Genomic DNA, 22,230 nt, shown 5'->3' on the forward strand with positions numbered 1-22,230 from the left:
ATAAATTTGCTTTTATAATACAAAAAAAGAGTAAAGCGGTTTTTCACCGTTTTACTCTTTTGGTATTTATAAAACCATTTTCTCCAATTCAAATCGAATCTGACTTTGGATCTGTTGAATTTTTTCGATTTCGGAATGTTTCTCATCTACTTGAAATTTTTTAGCAATAGAATGATTATAAGAAATAATATAACTTACAGCCCATAATTCGGGATTTTCAATTACTTGATCCGCTAATGGATACAACAGTGCAAAATGAATTCGGATTTCTTCCATGATATCTACCAATAAAATCGGATCATCATTGAGTAGTTCTTTTTCTAAAAAAAGAAGAATTCTTTGATACGTCGCACTATCTACTGGTGTCCCTACCGAAGCGGGAATGACGGTATATTTTTTGTTATCTCTCCACAAAAACTCTACTTCTTCTTTGACGTGAAGACTTGCTAGTTCTTCCAGAATCCAAGACCGAACTAAATTATGTACCCGCTCATCCAATAGAATTTTTTTACCGATCATGATAAATTCATCTTGAGGCAGTCGCCCCGCCTTCTTCACAATTGCCATCTGTTCATAGTAAGTATGCTTATTTAAATCATCCAATTCTTCTTTCAATTCTCTTATTTTTCCAACTTCAAACTGTTGATACATTAATTCAACATGACGGATTTTCTTTTTCAGAGAAACTAGTTTTCTCATTTCATCACTTTGTTCCATCAAAATTCGTTCATTAATAACGCTATGTGCTTGAATAAACATCTGATTTTGGATCAAAATTTGAATATAAATTTCTAAATAATCTAAGTACGCAAAATACTTTTCTTTCATCTCAGAAGCGAGTGATAATGCTTGTTCATGTTCTTCCAATGCTAGATACATATTTACAAGTACTAGATTCAACGGAAAATCTTGTCGAATCGCATACGCTTGTTCGTAATACTCTACAGATTCAGCCAAATGATTTTGCTTTTCTGCTTCTTGCCCCAGCTCAATAAATCGTTCATAGTTCTTTGGAAATGGAATTTTATTTGTCAAAAGAAACACCACCTTCCTAATGATTCTCTCCCATTAACTAGTATTTATTGATATATAATATCAAATAAAAGAACTAATGTGTATCCTTTAAAAGTAAAAAACCTTTTATACCTCAAACGCCCTGACTACATTAGTATAGATTTCTAATGATAACAGCCGACTCAGCCTGACCATGCGCTTGCATCCGCTCTGCTTTTTCTATCAATGTATAGCCAACATAAAATTCTTTTGTCAGCTCATCTTGTACTTTAAACTCCACAACTTCTTCCACATGAAAGGCATTTGGTTCAACTTCTTGAACACTGTCCCATCCAGTATCGATAAATACTTTTGTATCATCATTGATTGTATCATTTGCTTCCATTTCTTCAACAAGTTTCTTTAATTGTGAAAATCTCATCACTTCTACCCGATTATCCATTGTTCTGCCTCACTTTCTGTCGATTAATTTTTACATATTTATACCAGTTACTTCTTTTTACTTTTCCCCACTATCATCATAACCTAAAATTGTTTTTTATAATACTTAAAATTAAAAAGAAGAGAAATAAACTTTTTCGTTTATTTCTCTTCCTATTATTATTCTTTGGTCAATTCACCATCTTCAATACGGTAAACATTGTCACTCCACTCGATCATTCTTGGGTCATGCGTTACCATGATCGTTGCTTTTTGCTTTTCGTGTGCTTCTTTGGCCAGAAGTTTTACTACTTCATACGCATGCTCCGTGTCTAAACTTGCCGTTGGTTCATCTGCTAAAATTAAACTTGGTTCATTGAACAACGCGCGCGCAATTGCCACTCGCTGGCGTTCTCCCCCAGATAAATCTCGTGGAAATTTGTGCATCAAATCAACAACATCTAAAGAAGTCAGTAAGTCCGTAATTCGTTGTTTTTCTATTTTTTTCTTTTCGATTTTATCGACTAAAGTAAATTGGTTTTCTACTGTTAAAAAAGGAATCAAATTAGAAGATTGAAGAATAAAGCCAATTTCTTCAAAGCGTAACCTTGACCGTTTTTTTTCACTTAGATGTGTAAAATCCTTGTCATTGATTCTAATAGTACCAACCGAGGGAGTTTGTAATCCTCCAGCAATCGTTAAGAATGTACTCTTACCAGAACCTGAAGGTCCAATGATACTAACAAATTCTCCAGCTTTTACTTTTAAATTGATTCCTTTTAAAGCTTCAACCTTGGCATGACCGCTGCCAAACGTTTTACGAATATCATCCATTACTAAAATATCAGACATTTTTTACCCTCCTATCGCTTTCATCGGATCAACATGAGTCACTGTTCTGATTGAGAACACGCCCCCTAATACAGCCACAATGATCAACACGATACTGTAGATCACTAGATTTGTGCTATCTAATTCAAACGGCATTGCAGAAGGCAAGACTAGATTTGTCAACAGTGTCAAAACCACTCCGATCAACACACCTATCACACCTAAAATAAAGGTTTGGGCAATGATAGATTTAATAATATAGCCATTAGAAATTCCTTGTGCTTTCATTACACCAAACAAACTTGTCTTTTGTAACGTCATTACATAGATAAAGATCCCAATGATTGCTGCTGTAATTACAAATAGAAAATAGATCATTGCATTTAACGTAAGGTTCTGTTCACTATAACCAGGTAGTTTTTCGATAAATTCTTCTATTTCGTACTTGGCTAAATGATCATCTGTATCCTTTAATTTGATTGCAGATGTCTTAGTTGAACGTACCACGATTCCATTGATCGGCGCGGCATCCCCTTCAATAATTCTGCCAAATTTTAATTCTTGCCATTGATCAAGTGAAGTATAAATCAATGGTACGATACTAAAGCTATTTTGCTTTGTAATCCCTACGACTTTCAGCTCTTTATCAAGCTTGCCAATTTTTACCGTATCCCCTAATTTGATTCCTTTATCCACTAAATTTTGTGGAATAATGATTTCTCCTGAATTCTTAAAATAGCGTCCTTCTACTAAGTCAGGTTTAATTGTGCTATTTTCAGTTACACCAAAAAGAGAAATATTTATCTTATCAGTCTCTTTGTTTTGGCCTGTTTTATTCAAGGCCCCAGCATATTGTCCAAGTGGTTCTTTTTGTTTGGCCTCTACTTGATTTAGATCGTCCATTACTAAACTTGAAGCATTTAGGCTTTTGTTTGCATCGTTAGATAATACAATACTCGTCGCATCCCACTGATCAACACCTTGTCGCACGCCTTGGGCAAGACCATTTGCTAAGCCAGACAGCATAAAAGCAACATACGCTACCAAGACAATAACACCTACTACTAACGTATACCTAAGTTTGAAATATTTCATCTCTTCTAAACCTAAAAACATTTGATTCCACCTCTTTTTTATCATGTGATAAAAAAATATCTAAAAAAAGAAACTTTTTTATCGCTTGATAAAAATTCTAACATAAAAAAAAGAATTAAACAACGATTTTTTATCACATGATAAAAAATCGTTTTACTTCTTTAAGGTAACACACCATGTAATACCATATCCATCAGTTCAGCAATTTGGTCTGAACGTTCTTTTTCTGTAGATAGTTGATGAATTGTTGAAAATAATAAAGACAAACTCATTAGATAAAACTGTGCAGCCTTTTGAGATGGGACTTTTCCCTTCAAAAACTGTTTGTTAGATTCAAAAATAGCCTGCAAGGGTTCTAAGTAATAGTCGTTTAGTATATAAAACAATTTTTGCTTATTTTCTGGTTCCATTTCTGCTGCACTTTGATGAATGAAGGAAAAAATATCTCTATGATAAACGTTTAATAAAGCGTTAGTACATTTAATCAATTGATTCTCAAGGGAATCTGACTCTTTTTGTATTTTTTCAATTTCATATTTCAACTGACTACCAATTTGTTTATTAATTTCAATAAATAGAACTTCTTTATTAGAAAAATGATAATATAACGCTGGTTGCGTGATATTTACAGCCTTGGCAATATCACGAGTAGATGTATTTTTATACCCATTTGTTAAAAAGAGATCTTTCGCAGTCTCTATAATCGAGTGATGCGTAACCTCAAACACTTTTTCTTTTTTCATTGCCTAAGCCTCCTTTTCACCTGATCGTAATCTTTCACTGTATGAACTATTTTAAATCAAAATGAGTAAAAAAGAAAGTCAATAAACACTGCTCTAGCGTTTGCACGATAAAACAGCACATTTCAAAAACAGTTGTTATTGAAATCTATTTCCATTTATATTACAATAATCGATCTATTTGAAACAAAGACTCCCTTTTGTAAAACAAGAAATAAACATTTAACCTACCTTTTACATACTTTTTGCTCTAGCTATGTTTAAATATGAACTGGTCTTAAAATAATCCACTTTATTTTAGGTATTTCACTATTTTAATAGAGAAAATTTGAACTTTTAAGGAGAGTTTTTTTGAAAAAAAATAAATACATAGTTAAATTATTTATAGGTTTCGTAACCTTATCAGCTGGCTTTACGTTGAGTGAGTATACGTTTGCCACATCAGAAGAGACAATGGCACAAGAGAAAATAATCGCTACATCCTCGCAAAAATTAGCACAATTAAAAGAGACCAAACAGAACATTTCAAAACAACTATTAGAGAATGAAAAACAACATTCAACAGTTGGAGTAAACATTCAAAAGATTCAAATCGATCTGGATCAGTTAGAAAAAATTGAGTCTACAACGACTATTTCTGAAGTAGCTGAATTAAAGGATGAACAAGCACTCACACTTACAACAAGTCTTTCACCAGTTGAAGTTCAAGAGGATACAATGACTAAAAAAACAAAGCAATTAACAGAATTAAAGCAAAAACAGAACAGGCTAACTTTAGAGAAACAAAATATTTCAACGCAACAAGCAGATATGCAAAAACAAGAAACGCAACTATCCAAGAAAATAGCACAAGCACAAAAACAAAAAGATGAACAATCCAAACAAACTAATACACACTTAGAGATTGTTGCCGCTGCGAAAACCCACTTAGGTAAACCCTATGTCTACGGTGCAGCTGGTCCTGATGCTTTTGATTGCTCAGGCTTGGTTCAAGTAGCATTCGCTTCTGCTGGGCGTTCTATTGGACGTACAACAGTCGACCAAGAAACCGCTGGTGAGACAATTCCCGTATCAGAAGCACAAGCTGGCGACTTAGTTTTCTGGGGAAGTCATGGCGGTACACATCATGTCGCCATCTCATTGGGAGACGGTTCATACATCCATGCACCTGTTCCAGGTGATGTAGTACAAATTGCAACGGTTGCTTCTTATTCTCCTGATTTCGCTATACGTATTTTATAAGTTATAACAAAAAATCATTCGTCTATAAATGGCGAATGATTTTTATCAGTTTTTATAAACTTTTATAGAAATAGAGACAAATTTTATAAAAAAAATGCCCTTACCTAAATTTTTTCTCATTTCTTTATATAAAGATCGAAATTTTTGAGAATTTCTAAAAAATATGGTATTTTATGGTTGTGTGTAATTTGATTTGTGTTCCCTCCATCTCTCCGGTGGAGGAACGCTTTTTTTTTGCATTTTTTTAATTTTTTTCCCAACAAGAACGCATTCTTTTATTATCGTACCTCCAGTTTACTTCATCCCTATGATTTCGAGAAAATTTTTCGTAAACGTCATCACTAGTCATCCTTTTACTGTTTCGATTGTTATGCATTTGCTCCTCGCTCATCCTATCTCGTTGTCTGTCGTATCTTTGCTGCATCTGGTGATCATCAACTCTTCCCACGGCTTCACTTACGGTGTTAAAACCTATCATCCCTGTTAAAAATAATACAAGCGTACCACTAACTATTGTCTTACTCACTTTTCGTTTCCCCCTTTTTGTCTTTTCCCTAGTCTATTCAATAAATGTGTCAACTATGTGTCGAAAATAAATCCCCCAAATAGATGATTATTGACTATAATAAAAGAAGACACTAGGAGGTCATCTTATGAAAAATATTTTGATCGTTGATGATCATTTACAAATTACAGAAGTATTAAAGGAATATGTTATAAAAGAAGGATTTCATCCGATTATCGCATTTGATGGACAAGTAGCACTCGATGTATTTTTTAACAACTCGATTGAGCTTGTTTTATTGGATGTTATGCTCCCAAAGCGGGACGGATTTGATGTTTGCAAAAAAATAAGAAGTGTATCAAATGTTCCGATTATCATGATTACAGCAAAAGGTGAAGACTTTCATCGAATCATGGGGTTAGATATCGGCGCTGATGATTATATCGTTAAACCATTTTCACCAAACGAAGTAATGGCTCGAGTCAGAGCCATTCTAAGAAGAATTGAAAAAACTGAAGAAAATCATCAGACGATGGTACAGTTGACTTATGATAATCTCGTTGTTTACTTGGACGAAAAGAAAGTCACGATTGCACAACAGGAAATTCTTTTGACCAAAAGAGAATTAGAAATTCTGTGGCTTCTTTTAGCTAACCGAGAAAAAGTCTTTTCAAGAGATAACTTATTAGATAGTTTATGGGGCATAGATTACTTTGGGGATTCAAGAACAGTCGATACCCATATCAAACGTTTGCGGGCAAAATTAGATGAAGTTGATCATCCAAAATGGGAGATTGCCACCGTTTGGGGACAAGGGTACAAATTCGAGGGCAAAAATGAAAAATAAACTAACAACGAAACTCATTCTCTATTTTTCATTAACGCTATTACTTTTTTCTTTAGTGATCGGTGTTGCGTTTAGTATTTTGTTTTCTAGACAAACTGTTACGATCCATACTGAAGAAATGACGCGTCGTGCAACTGTTATTGCAGATGCATTAAATGAGTATTTTACTGAGCAAAATGACTCTGCTACTGAAGACAGCTCCTCAATGCATGGAATGATGGGCTCTAATTCTTCAATGAGAATGGGAATGAAGTATTCTTCTCTACTGAAAGTAATGGATCAATTGGCAATGGATGATATTTGGATCGTTGATGAAGATGCCAATACAATCACTGTAGGCCACGATATGCACAATAAGGAATACAACCAACTTCCAAACAACGCTCAAGACGTAATCAAAAAAGTCTATACAGGAAAAACTACTACAAGTGATGCTTTTAGTCATTTCATTGGAGAACCGACCGTTACTGTGGGTGCGCCGATAAAAAACAATAATGGTAATGTTATCGCTGTAGTACTACTCCACTCAGCGATCGCTAGCGTTCATAAAGAAGAAAGTCAAGGATACCTTTTACTCTTCATCAGTATTATGCTTGCATGGATCATCGGACTTATTCTTTCGATTCTCTTATCGAAAAAATTTATAAACCCAATCAATAAAATGAGCCGATTTACTGAAGAACTTGTTGTAGAAAATTATCAAAAATCTTTAGACATAGAGACACATGATGAAATCGGACAACTTGGAGAAAAATTAACTATTTTAAAAGACCGTCTTACTGAAGCAAAATTCCAGCGAGAAAATCGTGAACAAGCACAGAAAAATTTCTTATCCACTATTTCTCATGAATTGCGAACTCCTGTCACAGTGATTCGAGGGTCTCTAGAATCTTTAAATGATGGTTTGATCGATCAACCAGAAAAAATTGCGCAATATCATCGACAACTATTAGCCGAAGCCATTGTTTTAGAGAGATTGATCAATGATTTGTTAGAGTTATCTAGACTGGAAAATCCTGAATTCACCATTACAATGGAATCTGTTTCAATCAATGATATTTTATCTGATAGTTTCAGAAGCCTACGTTTAAAAACATCAGAGAAAAAACAGCATTTGCATCTGGAAAATGCTTTAGAGCACCCTATTATTGTCAACGGTGATTACGGTCGCATTCGACAACTTTTTGTTATTCTGATTGAAAATGCACTCAAATTTTCTCCTAATCAGGCAATAATCACAGTGCAAACCATTTTAGAAACAGACAAATTAATTATTAGTATTCATAATATTGGTTCATACATTTCTGAGAAAGAACAAAAAGAAATCTTCCAGCGCTTTCATCAAGTACGTTCGAAAGAGCACATTGATGGAACTGGGTTAGGCTTAGCCATCGCTAAAGAAATAGCGGATCGTCATCACTTTTCTTTAACTGTTTCAAGTGACAAGTTACTTGGGACAACCTTCTATGTTGGAATACCGATATAATAAAAATGCTGAATGTATCGTTCACGATACGTTCAGCATTTTTCTCTCTATTCTACCGTAACACTCTTCGCTAAATTGCGGGGTTTATCTACATCATATCCTCTTTGCAGTGTTGCGAAATACGCAATCAACTGTGTAGGAACAACACTAACTAACGGCGTTAATAAAGGATGTACATCAGGTATAATGAATTGGTCTGTTTCTTTAGACAATGACGCCAATGCTATCACAAAATTATGAGCACCGCGGCTTTCAACTTCTTTTAAATTACCACGCGTATGAGCAGCAGTCTTTTTATCTGTAATTATTCCAAAGACTGGTGTTCCTTCTTCAACCAACGCAATCGTCCCATGTTTTAGCTCTCCAGCTGCAAATCCTTCAGCTTGTATATACGAAATTTCTTTCAGTTTCAACGATGCTTCCATCGATACATAGTAATCTACACCTCGACCGATATAGAAAGCATTTCTTGTTGTTGTCAAATACTCTTCAACCAGTTGACTGATCAACATTTTTTCATCAATGATCGTCTCTATAACTGCTGCAATAACACTTAGTTCATGCGCAATATCAAAATCCAATGAAAACTGATTTCTTTTGTTGTCTCCAACCGCTTTAGCCAAAACAGCTAAGACAGCAATTTGCGCTGTATATGCTTTGGTTGAAGCGACAGCGATTTCTGGTCCCGCATGAAGTAATAATGTATAATCCGCTTCTCTAGACAATGTAGAGCCCACAACATTTGTCAATGTCAATGAGGAGAATCCCTGTTCATTAACTTGAACCAACACTTGACGACTATCTGCTGTTTCACCACTTTGACTTAAAAAAATGAAAAACGGTTTTTCGGATAATAACGGCATATTATAGCCGAATTCACTTGAAAGATGAACTTCCACTGGAATATTTGTCATTTTTTCAAGAAGTGCTTTTCCAACCCAGCCAGCATTATAACTAGTTCCACAAGCAACGATATAAATACGATCACTGGCTGTTATAGTTTCGATGATTTTTTCATCAATAATTGTTTCTCCAAGTGTATTCGTATATTCCTGTACAATCCGACGCATAACAGCTGGCTGATCATCGATTTCTTTTAGCATATAATAAGGGTATGTGCCTTTTTCGATATCGCTTAAATCTAATTGTGCTTCATAAGACTCACGGTAAACTAAATTGCCTTTTTGATCCTCGATCACGATCTTATCTGCTTTAACAATGACCATTTCACCATCGGCGATTTCAACAAAATGATTTGTCTCAGTAAGCATCGCCATAGCATCACTACAGATCACATTAAAATCCTCTCCAAGACCAATCAAAAGTGGGCTTTTATTTTTAGCCACATAAATTGTATCTGGATCATTTTTATCAATCAAGGCAAATGCATATGATCCATTGATCACAGTCAACGCTTTTTTAAACGCTTCTTTTGTCGATAAACCAGTTTCTGCAAAATGTTCGATCAAGTGAACCGCAATTTCTGTATCTGTTTCACCTTCTAAAGATTTAGTTTGAAGAAATTCCTGTTTTATTTCCTCAAAATTTTCAATCACACCATTGTGGACAAGAATAAACTGCCGATTACTTGATGTATGGGGATGCGCATTTCTTTCGCTTGGTTTTCCATGGGTTGCCCAACGAGTATGCCCAATACCAACTGTCCCTTGAACTTCTGGACTGATTTTATTTTGTAGATCTGCAATTCTGCCTAGAGATTTTACTAGATATTCTTCTTGCTCTTTCCCCGTTACAAAAATCCCAGCTGAATCATATCCTCTGTATTCTAATTTTTCCAACCCTTGTACTAAAATATCTGTTGCATTGTCTTTTCCAATTATTCCTACAATTCCACACATAATATCCATATCCTACTTTCTCGATTGTCTTAGGTTACTACTCAAGAAAAAAAGCTGACAAATAAAAAAATTTTTGCATTCTTATACTAAAAAATAGGTTAAATTCTTTTATTCTCAATTCTTTCAATTTTCTTGTTCCTTCATCATAGGTTTCTATTCTGCGTAGTTGGATTTTTGTTATAATCTTACAATTATTTTTTTCTCCAACTTGTAGAGTGCAGACCCTAGAGCCATCCGCCGAAATTTTCGATAAGCTCTTTCCTCGTCACCTGATTGATCAGGCCTGGCGCTATCCTAACATTGGTATAACTACCCTCCTTTTTATTTAGTTAAATAGAAACTGCACTAATAATACAATACAACAAATATAGATGTCAATAGTTTTATCCAAAAACAAAATTGGTCTAGTCTGAAAAAGGAAACAAAAAAAGCTTACTAAAATCGCTAGTAAGCTTAAAAATGATTAATGAAATGGATTATAAAAGCGTCCGCCGTTTACTTTGAATAAGGCAAAACTGATTACAGTCAATAGCACAGCGAATCCCATGACTAGAAAATCAGACACATGAAAAGGCTGTTGCGCATACCACGTTCTTTTCTTTTTTTCACCAAAGCGACGTAGTTCCATGGCTGTACTGATTGTTTCAATTCGATCTAAACTTGAAAGAATTAACGGAAAAACAATTTGAGCAGTTCCTTTTAGCCGCTGTGTTAGTTTGCCTTTTTTAGACATCTCAAACCCACGAGCTTGTTGGGCAAGCGAAATATTGACAAAATCTTCTTGGACATCAGGAATATAGCGAATAGCCAGTGCTACAGCATAACTGATTTTATAACTAACACCAATTCGATTCAAACTAGAGGCAAATTCACTTGGATTCGTCGTTAAGAGAAAAATCAAAACTAAAGGAATCGTACATAAATATTTTAACACTAAATTGAACTCATAAAACAACTGCTCTTGTGTTAATGTAAACCGACCGATTCCTTCCCAAATCACCGTTCTAGACTGATATAATTCCACTCCATATTCTGGTGCAAACAGATAGACTGCAATAATATTTAATAATGAAAAAATAAAAATAAATTTTACAACAAATGAAATTTGGTGCCATCTGATATTTGATAACTTGAATAATACTAATGAAAATACGGTCATCCCGATCAAAAATCGAGTGTCATAAGTTGTCATACAAGCCACAGATAATAAAATCAAAAAGATCAGTTTTGCTGTTCCATTTAATTTATGGATCACCGTATTATCAGGAATAAAGCCTAATGTTTGATGTTCATTCATTTAAAGCGTACCTCCTGATCATACGTCATAAAGTTTTCTGTGAATAAAAACGGATCTTCAATCCCTAAATGTTGCGCAAACGTAAACAAACTTGTTTCTTTCAAAGAGGCTTGCTCCACTAACTTAGAATCAGTCAGAACCTTGACTGGCGTTGTATCAGCAATAATGTTTCCATCATATAAAACCAAAGCCCTATCTGTATATTCCAACATAAGATGCATATCATGTGTGATCATAGCAATCGTCACACCCATTTTATTTAGTTCCTCCAAAAATGTCATCATTTCAGTGTAATGTTTGAAATCTTGTCCGGCAGTTGGCTCATCTAATAAGATCATTTCAGGTTCTAAAACTAAAATAGCTGCAATTGTAACTCGCTTTTTTTGCCCAAAACTAAGTGCTGAAATCGGCCAATGACGAAATGAATACAATCCACATATTTTTAGTACCTTTTCAACGCGTTCCTTGATTTCTTCTTCTGGAATCCCTTTTAGTGTCAAACCTAAAGCCACTTCTTCAAAAATCAATTTCTTTGAGATCATTTGATTTGGATTTTGCATAACATAACCAATTTTATCCGCACGTTCTTTGATAGAAAATTTGGTGAAGTCTTCTCCTAACCAACTCATCATTCCTGATTGAGGTCGAATAAACCCACACACCGCTTTACTTAATGTCGATTTTCCAGCACCGTTTTTTCCGACAATACTAATCATTTCACCACGATTGAATGTGACGGAAACATCGTTTAAAACATATCGATCATTTCGGTTATATTGATAGGTTACATTTTGAAGCGCTAATAACGGTGGCAAGGCATTTGGTTTTGGAATGTGAACTTGGTTGTTCATCCATTTTTCCATTTGCTCTTTTAACTTTGGCGCTTGAACTTTTTCGATAGTAGCTAGAAAGTCAACGATTTCCAAATCAACACCAGCATATTTCATAGCAGTTATATACAGTGGCTCTCGTATACCTTGTTCTGTTAGAATATTCGTTTTTAATAGTTCATCCGCAGGCATATCAGCCACAACTCGCCCATCATTAAACACAATCACCCGATCAACGGAGCGATATAACACATCTTTCAAGCGATGCTCAATAATCAAAATAGTTGTTTCTGTTTTTTGATGAATGTCTTCAATCAATGCAATCGTTTCTTTTCCAGCTTTGGGATCTAAATTAGCTAAGGGTTCATCAAATAATAGGATAGGGGCTTCATCGATCAATACGCCAGCCATTGAAACTCGTTGCTTTTGGCCACCTGATAAATCTTGTGGTCGATGAGACAAAAAATCTTTCAGCCCAACAACAGTTGTCCAACGTTCTACTTCTTCTTTCATTTTCTTTTGTGAGACTTCATCGTTCTCTAAGGCAAAGGCAACATCTTCTCCCACTGTTAAGCCAATAAACTGACCATCTGTATCCTGTAATACCGTTCCAACATCAAAAGATAACTCAAATAGACTTGTCTTGGTTAATTCTTTTTCACCGATTATTACATTCCCAGTTATTTCCCCTTCAAAACTATACGGAATCAGTCCATTGATACACTGAGCAAAGGTTGATTTACCACTGCCGCTTGGACCAACAATCAAGACTTTCTCCCCTTCATAGATCGTTAGATCGATATTATGTAATGTAGGTTCCGCCTGACTATGATATTGGAATGTAAAATTTTTAAACGTTATCAGTGGTTTTTTCATTGATGCCACTCCTTTATTCTATGTAAAAAGGACGAGAAAAGGCTGGTACGCTTTAAAATCAAGCTTGCTTTTTCTCGCCCTTAATTTTATTTCAGAAATTATATTTATCTAATTTCATTTTACTACATAATCAATCTTTTGTTAAACTGCCTTTTTTAGTTCGTGTTGCAGCATAAGCGGCCATCAATAAGGTTCCGATGATTCCGACTGCAATAATGTTTAATATAACAGCAATCACGCCTTGTGTGTATACTTTGCTAGCTGGCTCACTATAAATCAATACATCTAAAGTCGGTGCAATCAAGCCCCAAACTACGGCATTTCCAATCACTTGATAAATATTAAAATGAATAATGTCCTTTTTGTTAAACTCGCCATGTTGAAGATCGATTTTTCTACCAGCTAAACCATAGACCACTCCAATAATACCAGAACAAACGATCCAACTCCACCACGCACCGCCATATGTTGTAAAATCTTTTAACGTATGACCGATAAGTCCGATTAGACCACCCGCTACAGGTCCAAAAATAACAGAAATCAATGCTAAAAAAGGATATGCTGTTTCTAAGTTTGTATTAGGAAATCCTGTTGGAATCACGACAAAACGGCCTAGAATAACAAAGACTGCCGAACCGATACCAATTGCTACGATTGTTTTTACTGAAAATTCTTTTTTCATATTCCCCGCTCCTATTCAAAAATGATTTTTGGTGCTTTTCTTAATTGAATCGTCCAATCCGTTCCAGTACCAATATGGTACAGTTTAGAAAATGAGTCTTGATTGACTGCTACGCCAATATTTACCAATGAATTTACATACACTAAAGGCTCACCAATATTCACATCTGCAAATGATTTAGCAAATTTCATAATATTTTGGTACACTTTTTTCCCTTGATGATAGATGGTTACTTGCAGCTGGTCATCATGAACAATATTTTCTTCCTTCATAAACGACAGTGGAATATTTGTCCACAAGGAACCAAACCGAATATCTAAAACATCGATACTGCCTTCCAAAATATGTTGATCATGCTTCGCTTCAATCAATGGTAAAGCTTCAACAGAATCAATCGCAACAGTCTTTCCTAATTCCTCAAAAGAAATCTCCCCACTCGCTAAACGCGCGCCATTATAGGCATAAATATCCCTACCATGAAACGTATGACTTTCTTCTGAATGTGGTAAACGACTCGTTACTTCATTGATTGCGCGAATCTCTTCAATTCCTTGATAATGAGAAATATGTGTTAACGATCCATTATCTGGCGTAATAATATAGTGCCCTGAATTTGTTTTCGCTACGATACTTCGTCTCGTACTGCCTACACCCGGATCAACAACAGAAACAAACACACTTCCTTTGGGCCAATATTTTACGGTCTGATACAAACGATAAGACGCTGCCCAAATATCATAAGGAGGAATTTCATGGGTCAAATCACCAACGCTAATCGCATCACTTACCATATGAGCAACACCATACATCGCACTTACTGCGCCATCGCCAAGTCCAAAATCTGTTTGCAAAACTAAATAATTCCCCATCACATTACTCCTCTCATATTCGCTTATTTTTCATTTTTTATAAATTGATTTTTCTATCAATTCTCAAACATCGTACCTTTTTCTGTTTATTCTGTCAATTGAATTATCGAACAATCATTGAAATAAAACATTAATTATTCGTCCTTTATAAAATCAGAAAAATAACCCGTTACATGTTGCCATGTAAACGGGTTATTCTAAACAGTGTTTATCCTATACCAATTTCAGCTCTTACAACATCTGCAATTTTATCTACATAATAATCAACTTTTTCTTGTGTTGGTGCTTCCGCCATCACACGTAATAACGGTTCTGTTCCGGAAGGGCGAACTAAAATACGTCCATCACCATTCATTTCAGTTTCCATTAATTCTACAACTTCTTTAATTGCTGGTACATCCATGGCACCATGTTTATCTGTTACTCGAATATTTACTAATTTTTGTGGATAAACCGTTAATTCAGCAGCAAGCTCTGATAATTTTTTCCCAGTTTGTTTCATTACATTCAGTAACTGGATACCAGAAAGCATTCCATCACCTGTTGTATTGTAATCTAAAAAGATCATGTGTCCAGATTGTTCACCACCGAAGTTATAATCATTTTTGCGCATTTCTTCGACAACGTAACGGTCACCGACTTGAGTGATGACATCTTTCATTCCAGCAGCTTCTACCGCTTTGCGGAAACCTAAATTACTCATAACAGTTGTAACGATTGTATCTTTTTTCAAACGGTTCTTTTCAGCAAGATACTTTGCACAGATAAACATGATCTTATCACCATCGACAATGTTACCTAATTCATCAACTGCAATGATTCGATCACCATCACCATCAAAAGCAAGACCTGCATCTGCCCCTTTTTCAACAACCATTTCTGCTAATTTTTCAGGATGAGTGGAACCCACTCCATCATTAATATTTAATCCATTTGGATTTGTCCCCATTGTGAAAAAGTCGGTTTCCAAATCTGCAAATAAACGATTAACTGAAGTGGCTGTTGCACCATTTGCAGCATCGATACAAACGGTTAAACCAGATAAATCGCCTGGAATCGTTTGAACTAAAAATTGAGAATATTTTAACAGCCCTTCTGGAAACTCATCAAGTGTTCCTAAGCCTTCTGCTGATGGACGAGGAAGAGTGTCTTCTGCTCCATCTAATAATGCCTCAATCTCAAGTTCTTGATCATCAACTAATTTAAAACCATCTGAGCCAAAAAATTTGATACCGTTATCTTCTGCTGGATTATGAGAAGCAGAAATCATGACACCCGCAGATGCTTTTTGCAATCTTGTTAAATAAGCAACCCCCGGTGTTGAAATAACACCTAACTGAAAGACTTCAATCCCAACAGATAAAAGTCCTGAAATCAAAGCCTGTTCTAGTAACTGACCCGAAATACGTGTATCACGACCAACCAAAACTCTTGGACGTCGTGTAGAATCTTCATGTTGACTTAATACGTATCCGCCGAAACGGCCCAATTTAAATGCTAACTCTGGCGTTAATTCCTTATTTGCAATTCCTCTAACTCCATCTGTTCCAAAATATTTACCCATTATAACTCTCCTTCTACCTAACTAAATAGCTGTTTTCTTAGGTCAATCAGCTTGATTTATAGAAAGCGAACTATTTCCGCTTTCGATTTCATTTTCAGCAGTGCTATCAACACTAGAGGAACTTGACGTGCTTGGTGTACTAGAGGAACTTGTCGTTTTTTCACTTGACGGCACAGGTTGCGGCAACGACTGACTTGTGGCTGTGGTCGTTGAACTTTGTCCTCTAGTTTCAGAAAAACTACTGCTAGTTCCTGCAAAGACTGGATTGATCGTCACGTCTACTTCTTCAGGTGAAACAATATACTCTGCATTTGTGGGAATTTTTACTTTTTGCTTCGTGGATGATTTTATATTGCTCACATCAACTGGTAAATCTATTGTATCTATTGCATCTAAAACAGATTTTGTTCCTCTTATCTCGACTTTTTGCTCTGAAAGATTAAATGTATAATGTTCAACACCGGAAGGCGGTGAACCTGTCGGACTAATTGAGAGCCCAACTTCTTTTGATGGCAATGTTAGATCAACAACAACTTTTACTTGTGGTGCCGGATTTTCAATACTTAATACTTGTCCTTTAGCATCAAGCGCTTGAACATTGACCGTTTGTTTGATGGTATCAACCGATTGTTTAACATTTGATAGTGGCGCAACAACACGCGTAATTGCTTTAGCTGTTTCTTCCCCAGTTGTGATTTCTACTGTCTTAGGACTTAAAGAAACGTTGTCTACTTTATAGCCGTCTGCTTCAATAGTCTCTGGTAACTGGGCTTCTACATCAAATGTTCTCGTTACTTTTTTTTCTATCGTTACTGTGATTGTTTTTGGTTCTACTTCAGCAGTTACTGCTGTACTTAATCCTTTGACCCTCAATTGGATCTCCGAAGTGCCCAGTGGCGTTTTGGTCAAATCTGCAACAACTTGAAAATTCCTCGTATCTTCATTTGATTCTAAATTCAATTGGATTCGATTTGCACTGCTTAAGTGAACATTAACAGTTTCTTCATAACCAGAAACGAAATATTTTGTTTGATCATATTCTACTTGTACTGGAATATTGTAGAGCATTTCGTCATAGACTTGGTTTGTACTGGATATATTAGAGATGTTTCCGGATGAATTAGCATTGAAAAATAGCAATAAGGCAAAAAGTAAAGCTAACAGTCCTGAAAACCAATTGCTTTGGGAGGACTTTCTCATTTTCTTTTCGCCCCTTTCGATACACCGTCAATAAAGTGCTGCAAAAGATTCTTTTTATCTTTACTTTCTTCTTTAGGAACTAATTCAGCTCTAAGGATTTTTAGGTATTCTTCTTGTGTTAATCTAGGAATCAAGTCATTGTTTAACGTTAGACTCACGTCCCCTGTTTCTTCTGACACAATAATCGTTATCGCATCGCTTACTTCACTGATACCGACAGCCGCTCTATGACGAGTCCCAAATTCTTTGGGAATCAAATTACTTTCAGATAGAGGCAGATAAGCACTTGCTACAGCAATTTTGCCTTGTTTCACAATGACTGCTCCATCATGTAGTGGCGTATTGGGAATAAAAATATTGATCAGCAATTCTCCTGAAATATCAGCATCTAAATCAATACCTGTTTCAATGTATTCATCTAAACCGGTATTTCTTTCTACTGTGATCAACGCACCAATTTTTCGTTTGGACATATACTGGATCGCTTTATCAAAGGCGAGTATCATTTTTTCGTCTTCCTGCTGTTCAGATCGACTGGTTCGGAAAAATGAACTTCTACCAAGATGCTCTAAGCCTCGCCGGACTTCTGGTTGAAAAATCACCACTGCCGCAATTACACCGTACATGATGACTTGATTCATCAGCCAAGACAATGTATGCAGCCCAATGATCTCACTCAGTATTCGAATCACAATAAAAACAGCGACCCCTTTTAATAGCTGGACAGCTTTTGTGCCTCTAACGAGCATGATCAATTTATAAACAAGATACCATACTACCAAAATATCTATAATATTGATGATATAATCACGCGACAAGAAATCTGATGAGATCAATTGCCGCCAATAATTCAAATCAAATAATTGACTAAGTTGAAAAGACATCATAAACCTCACTTCTCTCTGAAGATTTCTTAATAAGTATACCATAATCTTTTACTTGGTTACAGGATGAGTGCAAACGATAGAAAAATTTAAATAAAAGAATGAAAGAACCAAGCAATTTGCCTAACTTCTTTCATTCTAAATCAAATCAGTTCTTATTCTTCTGTTTTTCCACGCTTAGCTGCACGCTCCGCACGTCTTGCGGCTCTTCTTGCTTCTGCTTCTGGATCAACTACTCTTTCTTTTTTCACACGAGGTGCTTTTTCAGCGACTGTCTCATCTACTGTTTTTTCAAGTTTTGCACGAATTTTTTCTTCTTGGCCTGCCATACGTGCATAATTATAAAAACGATTTTTAGCGTCATCCACTGTCTTTTCAAAAAGTTTACCTGCAAACTCAGGCTGTGTAGATTCCAATGAAGAAAAACGAACTTGTTTGCGCATAAAACCTTGCATCTCTTCAAAATTTGGTTTTTTATAATCTAAGGTCATTGGATTTTTTCCTGATTCTCTTAATTCAGGATTATAACGGTATAATGACCAATAGCCCGAATTAACGGCTTCTTTGGCCTCTTCTAACGTTTTACTCATACCACCAGCAAGACCATGAGTAATACATGGCGTATAAGCGATAATAATCGATGGCCCAGGGAAACGTTCTGCTTCTTCAAAGGCTTTGATTGTTTGCATTTGGTTTGCACCTGATGCGATTTGAGCGACATAAACATTGCCATACGTCATTGCCATCATTCCCAAATCTTTTTTAGAAACGTATTTGCCACTAGCCGAGAACTTCGCAATCGCAGAGGCTGGAGTTGCTTTCGATGTTTGACCACCAGTATTGGAGTAAACTTCATTATCCAAGACCAACATATTGACATCTGCTCCGCTAGCAAGAACATGATCGATCCCGCCATAACCAATATCGTAGGCCCAACCATCTCCGCCAATCATCCATTGGCTATTTTTCACAAATAAATCCTGATCAGCATAAATAGCTTCCAATAACGGCTGTTGATTCTTTTCATCGATCAATGCCGCTTTCAGTTTAGCTGCACGTTGTTGTGTCCCTTCCCCTGTATGTATATGATTGATCCAATCTTCCATCAATAATTTTAGGGTGGACGAAGCAACAGGCATTGCCTCAGTCATTTTCATAGCTAAATGTTCACGACGTGTTTGACTTGCTAATAACATGCCATAACCAAATTCTGCATTATCTTCTAATAACGAATTGGACCAAGCAGGACCTTGCCCTTCATCATTGATTGTATAAGGTGAAACAGGCGCTGCCCCACCCCAGATAGAAGAACAACCTGTTGCATTGGCAATCATCATGCGATCTCCGAACATTTGTGTCAATAGTTTTACATATGGCGTTTCGCCACAGCCAGCACAAGCACCTGAAAATTCTAATAACGGTTTATTAAATTGTGTGCCTAAGACGGTATTTGGTTTCGCTGGATTTTCTTTTTGTCTTAATGTCATAGAAAAGGCCCAGTTCATGGCTTGTTCTTTTTGTTCTTCGTAAGGTTTCATCGTTAATGCTTTGCCTTTGGCTGGACAAGCATCTACACAAAGACCACAACCTGTACAATCCTCTACAGAAACTTGGATCCGATAGTTTAGTCCATCAGCACCACGCATTTCTCTTACAATATAGCCCTCTGGTGCTTCTTCCATTTCTTCATCGTCCGCTAAGAATGGTCGAATCGCTGCATGTGGGCAAACAAACGCACATTCATTACACATTGTACAGCGGTCACTGTTCCATTCCGGCACTTCTACAGCAATACCTCTCTTTTCCACTACTGTTGTACCAAGTGGCATCCGACCATCTGTCATATCATTTTTCACAAAGGCACTAACGGCAAGATCATTACCTTCTTGACGATTGATTGGTTCTACAATTTCATGAACATAATCCGTCACATTCACTTGGCGTACTTTTGGTTTTATTTCAACTGTTTGCCAAGATTCTGGTACTTCGACTTTATGCAACAATTCAACCGTACGTTCGATTGCTTGAATGTTTTTATCCACAACAGACATCGACTTTCTAGCATAGCTCTTGAAAGCTTCTTCTTTTAATATTGGCAAGACTTCATCGAACGGCATGATGTTTGCTAATTTGAAGAAAGCAGTTTCCATCGCTGTATTGATGCGTCCGCCTAGCCCCACTTCACTTGCTAGTTTAACTGCATTTATCGTATAAAAGTTAATGTTATTTTCTGCTAAATATTTTTTCAATTTATTTGGTAAAAACCGCTCTAATTGTTCATCATTCCAAACTGTATTTAGTAAAAAGGTACCCCCTTTTTTCAGGCCTTTCACTAAATCATACGTATTCAAATACGCTGCCGTATGACAGGCAACAAAATCAGCATGCTCAATTAAATAAGTCGAACGAATCGGAGTCTCACCAAAACGTAAATGAGAAACAGTTAGTCCACCAGATTTTTTTGAATCATAATAAAAGAAGCCTTGAGCATATTTATCTGTATGATCACCAATGATCTTGATTGCTGATTTATTTGCCCCAACTGTACCATCTGAACCAAATCCCCAAAATTTTGCTTGATAAGTAGTGGAATTTGTTAGATCTAATGCTTCTCCGCAGTCAAGCGATGTATAGGTCACATCATCCACAATACCGATTGTAAAGCGTGACTTCGCTGCTTTTTTATCTTTTAATAACTCGTTATAAATTGCCACAATTTGATTGGGTAAAACATCTTTTGACCCTAAGCCATAACGTCCACCGATGATCATTGGGCGTAGATCAGATTCATACATCGCACTTTGGACATCCAGTAGCAAAGGTTCACCACCTGCTCCAGGTTCTTTTGTGCGATCTATCACACCGATAGCTTTAACAGTTTTGGGCATTTTTTCTAAAAAGCTTTCAATCGGAAACGGGCGGTACAAATGAATATTTAAGAAACCAACTTTTCTACCTTGTTTGGTTAAATAATCAATGGTTTGCTCAATCGCTTGCGCTGCTGATCCCATGGAAACAATTACTTCTTCAGCATCTTCTGCCCCATAATATGTAACCAAATCATAGGCTGTCCCTCTTAATGTATTGATTTCGTCCATATATTTTTTCACAATTGCAGGGATTTCTTCATAATATTGATTGATCGTTTCTCTTTGTTGAAAATGGATATCTGGATTTTGATTCGTTCCACTAACAGAAGGATGATTTGGATTCATACTTCTACTACGGAATTTGTCTAATTTCTCTTGATCCAATAATGGCGCTAATTCGTCGTATTCTAATACTTCTATTTTTTGAATTTCATGACTCGTGCGAAACCCATCAAAAAAGTTGATAAATGGAACACTCGATTCAATTGATGCCAAATGAGCAACTGGCGATAAATCCATGACTTCTTGCACACTGCTTTCACACAACATCGCAAAACCAGTCTGACGAGCGGCCATCACATCTCCATGGTCACCAAAAATATTCAACGCATTCGTTGTCACAGCACGACTTGCCACATGAAAAACTGAAGGAAGTAATTCTCCAGCAATCTTATACATATTTGGAATCATTAATAGTAACCCTTGTGAAGCAGTATATGTAGTTGTTAGCGCACCTGTTTTAAGTGATCCATGAACCACTCCAGCGGCACCTGCTTCTGATTGCATTTCAACGATTTTTACGGGTTGTCCAAAAATATTTTGTTTACCTTCTGCCGACCATTGATCAACAAGTTCTGCCATTGTTGAACTCGGTGTAATTGGATAAATAGCCGCAAGTTCAGTAAACGCATATGAGATGTATGCGGCTGCTGTATTTCCATCCATTGTCTTCATTTTTCGCATTATATAGTCATCATCCTTCTATCTAAAAGTAGAATAGTTGCACGCATATTCTTCTCCATTATAACGGAAGCTTGTCAAATTTGAAACAGTTTGTGAAAACATTTCACAAACTTATTATTTATTTAGCTTTCTCCTATTACAACATTGAGGCTTTTT

The 22,230-nt window shown here is 36.1% G+C and carries 18 protein-coding genes; 3 read left to right on the plus strand and 15 right to left on the minus strand.

The features are described from left to right. Window positions 1-66: 66 nt before the first annotated feature. The 5 genes from I586_RS05470 to I586_RS05490 form a co-directional block, all read right to left on the minus strand. Window positions 67-1,044, minus strand: coding sequence for a tetratricopeptide repeat protein (locus I586_RS05470; RefSeq protein WP_167321482.1), 978 nt, complete (start codon window positions 1,042-1,044; stop codon window positions 67-69). Between the two features lie 121 nt (window positions 1,045-1,165). Beyond that, entirely contained in the window at window positions 1,166-1,456 is a 291-nt protein-coding gene (locus I586_RS05475) for a hypothetical protein (RefSeq protein WP_010764159.1), read from the minus strand. Between the two features lie 158 nt (window positions 1,457-1,614). Next, window positions 1,615-2,286, minus strand: coding sequence for an ABC transporter ATP-binding protein (locus tag I586_RS05480; protein ID WP_010764158.1), 672 nt, complete (start codon window positions 2,284-2,286; stop codon window positions 1,615-1,617). Between the two features lie 3 nt (window positions 2,287-2,289). Further along, on the minus strand, window positions 2,290-3,381 hold the full coding sequence (locus I586_RS05485) for an ABC transporter permease (RefSeq protein ID WP_010764157.1): 1,092 nt from the start codon (window positions 3,379-3,381) through the stop codon (window positions 2,290-2,292). A 140-nt stretch (window positions 3,382-3,521) separates the two neighbouring features. Next, complete coding sequence (locus I586_RS05490) at window positions 3,522-4,103, minus strand: TetR/AcrR family transcriptional regulator (RefSeq protein WP_010764156.1); 582 nt, start codon at window positions 4,101-4,103, stop codon at window positions 3,522-3,524. A gap of 348 nt (window positions 4,104-4,451) precedes the next feature. On the opposite strand from I586_RS05490, the gene I586_RS05495 reads away from it, so the two are divergent. Continuing rightward, complete coding sequence (locus tag I586_RS05495) at window positions 4,452-5,342, plus strand: C40 family peptidase (RefSeq protein WP_010764155.1); 891 nt, start codon at window positions 4,452-4,454, stop codon at window positions 5,340-5,342. Between the two features lie 244 nt (window positions 5,343-5,586). On the opposite strand, the gene I586_RS05500 is transcribed toward I586_RS05495, so the two are convergent. Further along, window positions 5,587-5,868, minus strand: coding sequence for a hypothetical protein (locus I586_RS05500; RefSeq protein ID WP_010764154.1), 282 nt, complete (start codon window positions 5,866-5,868; stop codon window positions 5,587-5,589). Between the two features lie 127 nt (window positions 5,869-5,995). On the opposite strand from I586_RS05500, the gene I586_RS05505 reads away from it, so the two are divergent. After that, on the plus strand, window positions 5,996-6,694 hold the full coding sequence (locus tag I586_RS05505; protein ID WP_010764153.1) for a response regulator transcription factor: 699 nt from the start codon (window positions 5,996-5,998) through the stop codon (window positions 6,692-6,694). Continuing rightward, window positions 6,684-8,180 carry a histidine kinase dimerization/phospho-acceptor domain-containing protein gene (locus I586_RS05510; protein WP_010764152.1) on the plus strand — a complete coding sequence of 499 codons (1,497 nt, stop codon included), beginning with the start codon at window positions 6,684-6,686 and terminating at the stop codon, window positions 8,178-8,180. Before I586_RS05505 ends, I586_RS05510 begins: the two co-directional genes overlap by 11 nt. A 47-nt stretch (window positions 8,181-8,227) precedes the next feature. On the opposite strand, the gene glmS is transcribed toward I586_RS05510, so the two are convergent. From glmS to nifJ, 9 genes are all read right to left on the minus strand, one after another. Continuing rightward, on the minus strand, window positions 8,228-10,039 hold the full coding sequence (gene glmS / locus I586_RS05515; protein ID WP_010764151.1) for a glutamine--fructose-6-phosphate transaminase (isomerizing): 1,812 nt from the start codon (window positions 10,037-10,039) through the stop codon (window positions 8,228-8,230). Window positions 10,040-10,502: 463 nt separating this feature from the next. Beyond that, complete coding sequence (locus tag I586_RS05520) at window positions 10,503-11,336, minus strand: energy-coupling factor transporter transmembrane component T family protein (protein ID WP_010764150.1); 834 nt, start codon at window positions 11,334-11,336, stop codon at window positions 10,503-10,505. Continuing rightward, window positions 11,333-13,042, minus strand: a complete 1,710-nt coding sequence (locus tag I586_RS05525; RefSeq protein ID WP_010764149.1) for an ABC transporter ATP-binding protein — start codon at window positions 13,040-13,042, stop codon at window positions 11,333-11,335. Before I586_RS05525 ends, I586_RS05520 begins: the two co-directional genes overlap by 4 nt. A 130-nt stretch (window positions 13,043-13,172) precedes the next feature. Beyond that, window positions 13,173-13,724: an ECF-type riboflavin transporter substrate-binding protein gene (locus I586_RS05530; protein ID WP_010764148.1), complete on the minus strand. Its 552-nt coding sequence runs from the start codon at window positions 13,722-13,724 to the stop codon at window positions 13,173-13,175. An 11-nt stretch (window positions 13,725-13,735) separates the two neighbouring features. Beyond that, complete coding sequence (locus I586_RS05535; RefSeq protein ID WP_010764147.1) at window positions 13,736-14,593, minus strand: SAM hydrolase/SAM-dependent halogenase family protein; 858 nt, start codon at window positions 14,591-14,593, stop codon at window positions 13,736-13,738. Between the two features lie 208 nt (window positions 14,594-14,801). Then, a complete protein-coding gene (gene glmM, locus I586_RS05540) occupies window positions 14,802-16,157 on the minus strand; it encodes a phosphoglucosamine mutase (protein WP_010764146.1) in 1,356 nt (451 codons plus the stop codon). A gap of 42 nt (window positions 16,158-16,199) precedes the next feature. Continuing rightward, window positions 16,200-17,357, minus strand: a complete 1,158-nt coding sequence (locus I586_RS05545; protein ID WP_010764145.1) for a CdaR family protein — start codon at window positions 17,355-17,357, stop codon at window positions 16,200-16,202. Next, the gene (cdaA, locus tag I586_RS05550) at window positions 17,354-18,241 is read right to left on the minus strand and encodes a diadenylate cyclase CdaA (RefSeq protein WP_010764144.1); all 888 of its coding nucleotides are present in this window, start codon (window positions 18,239-18,241) and stop codon (window positions 17,354-17,356) included. Before cdaA ends, I586_RS05545 begins: the two co-directional genes overlap by 4 nt. Window positions 18,242-18,396: 155 nt before the next feature. Next, on the minus strand, window positions 18,397-22,074 hold the full coding sequence (gene nifJ / locus I586_RS05555; protein WP_010764143.1) for a pyruvate:ferredoxin (flavodoxin) oxidoreductase: 3,678 nt from the start codon (window positions 22,072-22,074) through the stop codon (window positions 18,397-18,399). Window positions 22,075-22,230: the final 156 nt, after the last annotated feature.

It is taken from the genome of Enterococcus moraviensis ATCC BAA-383, from assembly GCF_000407445.1.
In the GTDB taxonomy this organism is placed as follows: domain Bacteria; phylum Bacillota; class Bacilli; order Lactobacillales; family Enterococcaceae; genus Enterococcus_L; species Enterococcus_L moraviensis.

What these genes read in the sequence shown, in the direction of transcription:
- I586_RS05535 (WP_010764147.1), bottom strand. Translation starts at nt 14,593, where the DNA reads ATGGGGAATTATTTAGTTTTGCAAACAGATTTTGGACTTGGCGATGGC.
- I586_RS05505 (WP_010764153.1), top strand. Translation starts at nt 5,996, where the DNA reads ATGAAAAATATTTTGATCGTTGATGATCATTTACAAATTACAGAAGTA.
- I586_RS05520 (WP_010764150.1), bottom strand. Translation starts at nt 11,336, where the DNA reads ATGAATGAACATCAAACATTAGGCTTTATTCCTGATAATACGGTGATC.
- I586_RS05525 (WP_010764149.1), bottom strand. Translation starts at nt 13,042, where the DNA reads ATGAAAAAACCACTGATAACGTTTAAAAATTTTACATTCCAATATCAT.
- I586_RS05475 (WP_010764159.1), bottom strand. Translation starts at nt 1,456, where the DNA reads ATGGATAATCGGGTAGAAGTGATGAGATTTTCACAATTAAAGAAACTT.
- I586_RS05545 (WP_010764145.1), bottom strand. Translation starts at nt 17,357, where the DNA reads ATGAGAAAGTCCTCCCAAAGCAATTGGTTTTCAGGACTGTTAGCTTTA.
- I586_RS05480 (WP_010764158.1), bottom strand. Translation starts at nt 2,286, where the DNA reads ATGTCTGATATTTTAGTAATGGATGATATTCGTAAAACGTTTGGCAGC.
- I586_RS05510 (WP_010764152.1), top strand. Translation starts at nt 6,684, where the DNA reads ATGAAAAATAAACTAACAACGAAACTCATTCTCTATTTTTCATTAACG.
- glmM (WP_010764146.1), bottom strand. Translation starts at nt 16,157, where the DNA reads ATGGGTAAATATTTTGGAACAGATGGAGTTAGAGGAATTGCAAATAAG.
- glmS (WP_010764151.1), bottom strand. Translation starts at nt 10,039, where the DNA reads ATGTGTGGAATTGTAGGAATAATTGGAAAAGACAATGCAACAGATATT.
- nifJ (WP_010764143.1), bottom strand. Translation starts at nt 22,074, where the DNA reads ATGCGAAAAATGAAGACAATGGATGGAAATACAGCAGCCGCATACATC.
- I586_RS05530 (WP_010764148.1), bottom strand. Translation starts at nt 13,724, where the DNA reads ATGAAAAAAGAATTTTCAGTAAAAACAATCGTAGCAATTGGTATCGGT.
- I586_RS05485 (WP_010764157.1), bottom strand. Translation starts at nt 3,381, where the DNA reads ATGTTTTTAGGTTTAGAAGAGATGAAATATTTCAAACTTAGGTATACG.
- cdaA (WP_010764144.1), bottom strand. Translation starts at nt 18,241, where the DNA reads ATGTCTTTTCAACTTAGTCAATTATTTGATTTGAATTATTGGCGGCAA.
- I586_RS05490 (WP_010764156.1), bottom strand. Translation starts at nt 4,103, where the DNA reads ATGAAAAAAGAAAAAGTGTTTGAGGTTACGCATCACTCGATTATAGAG.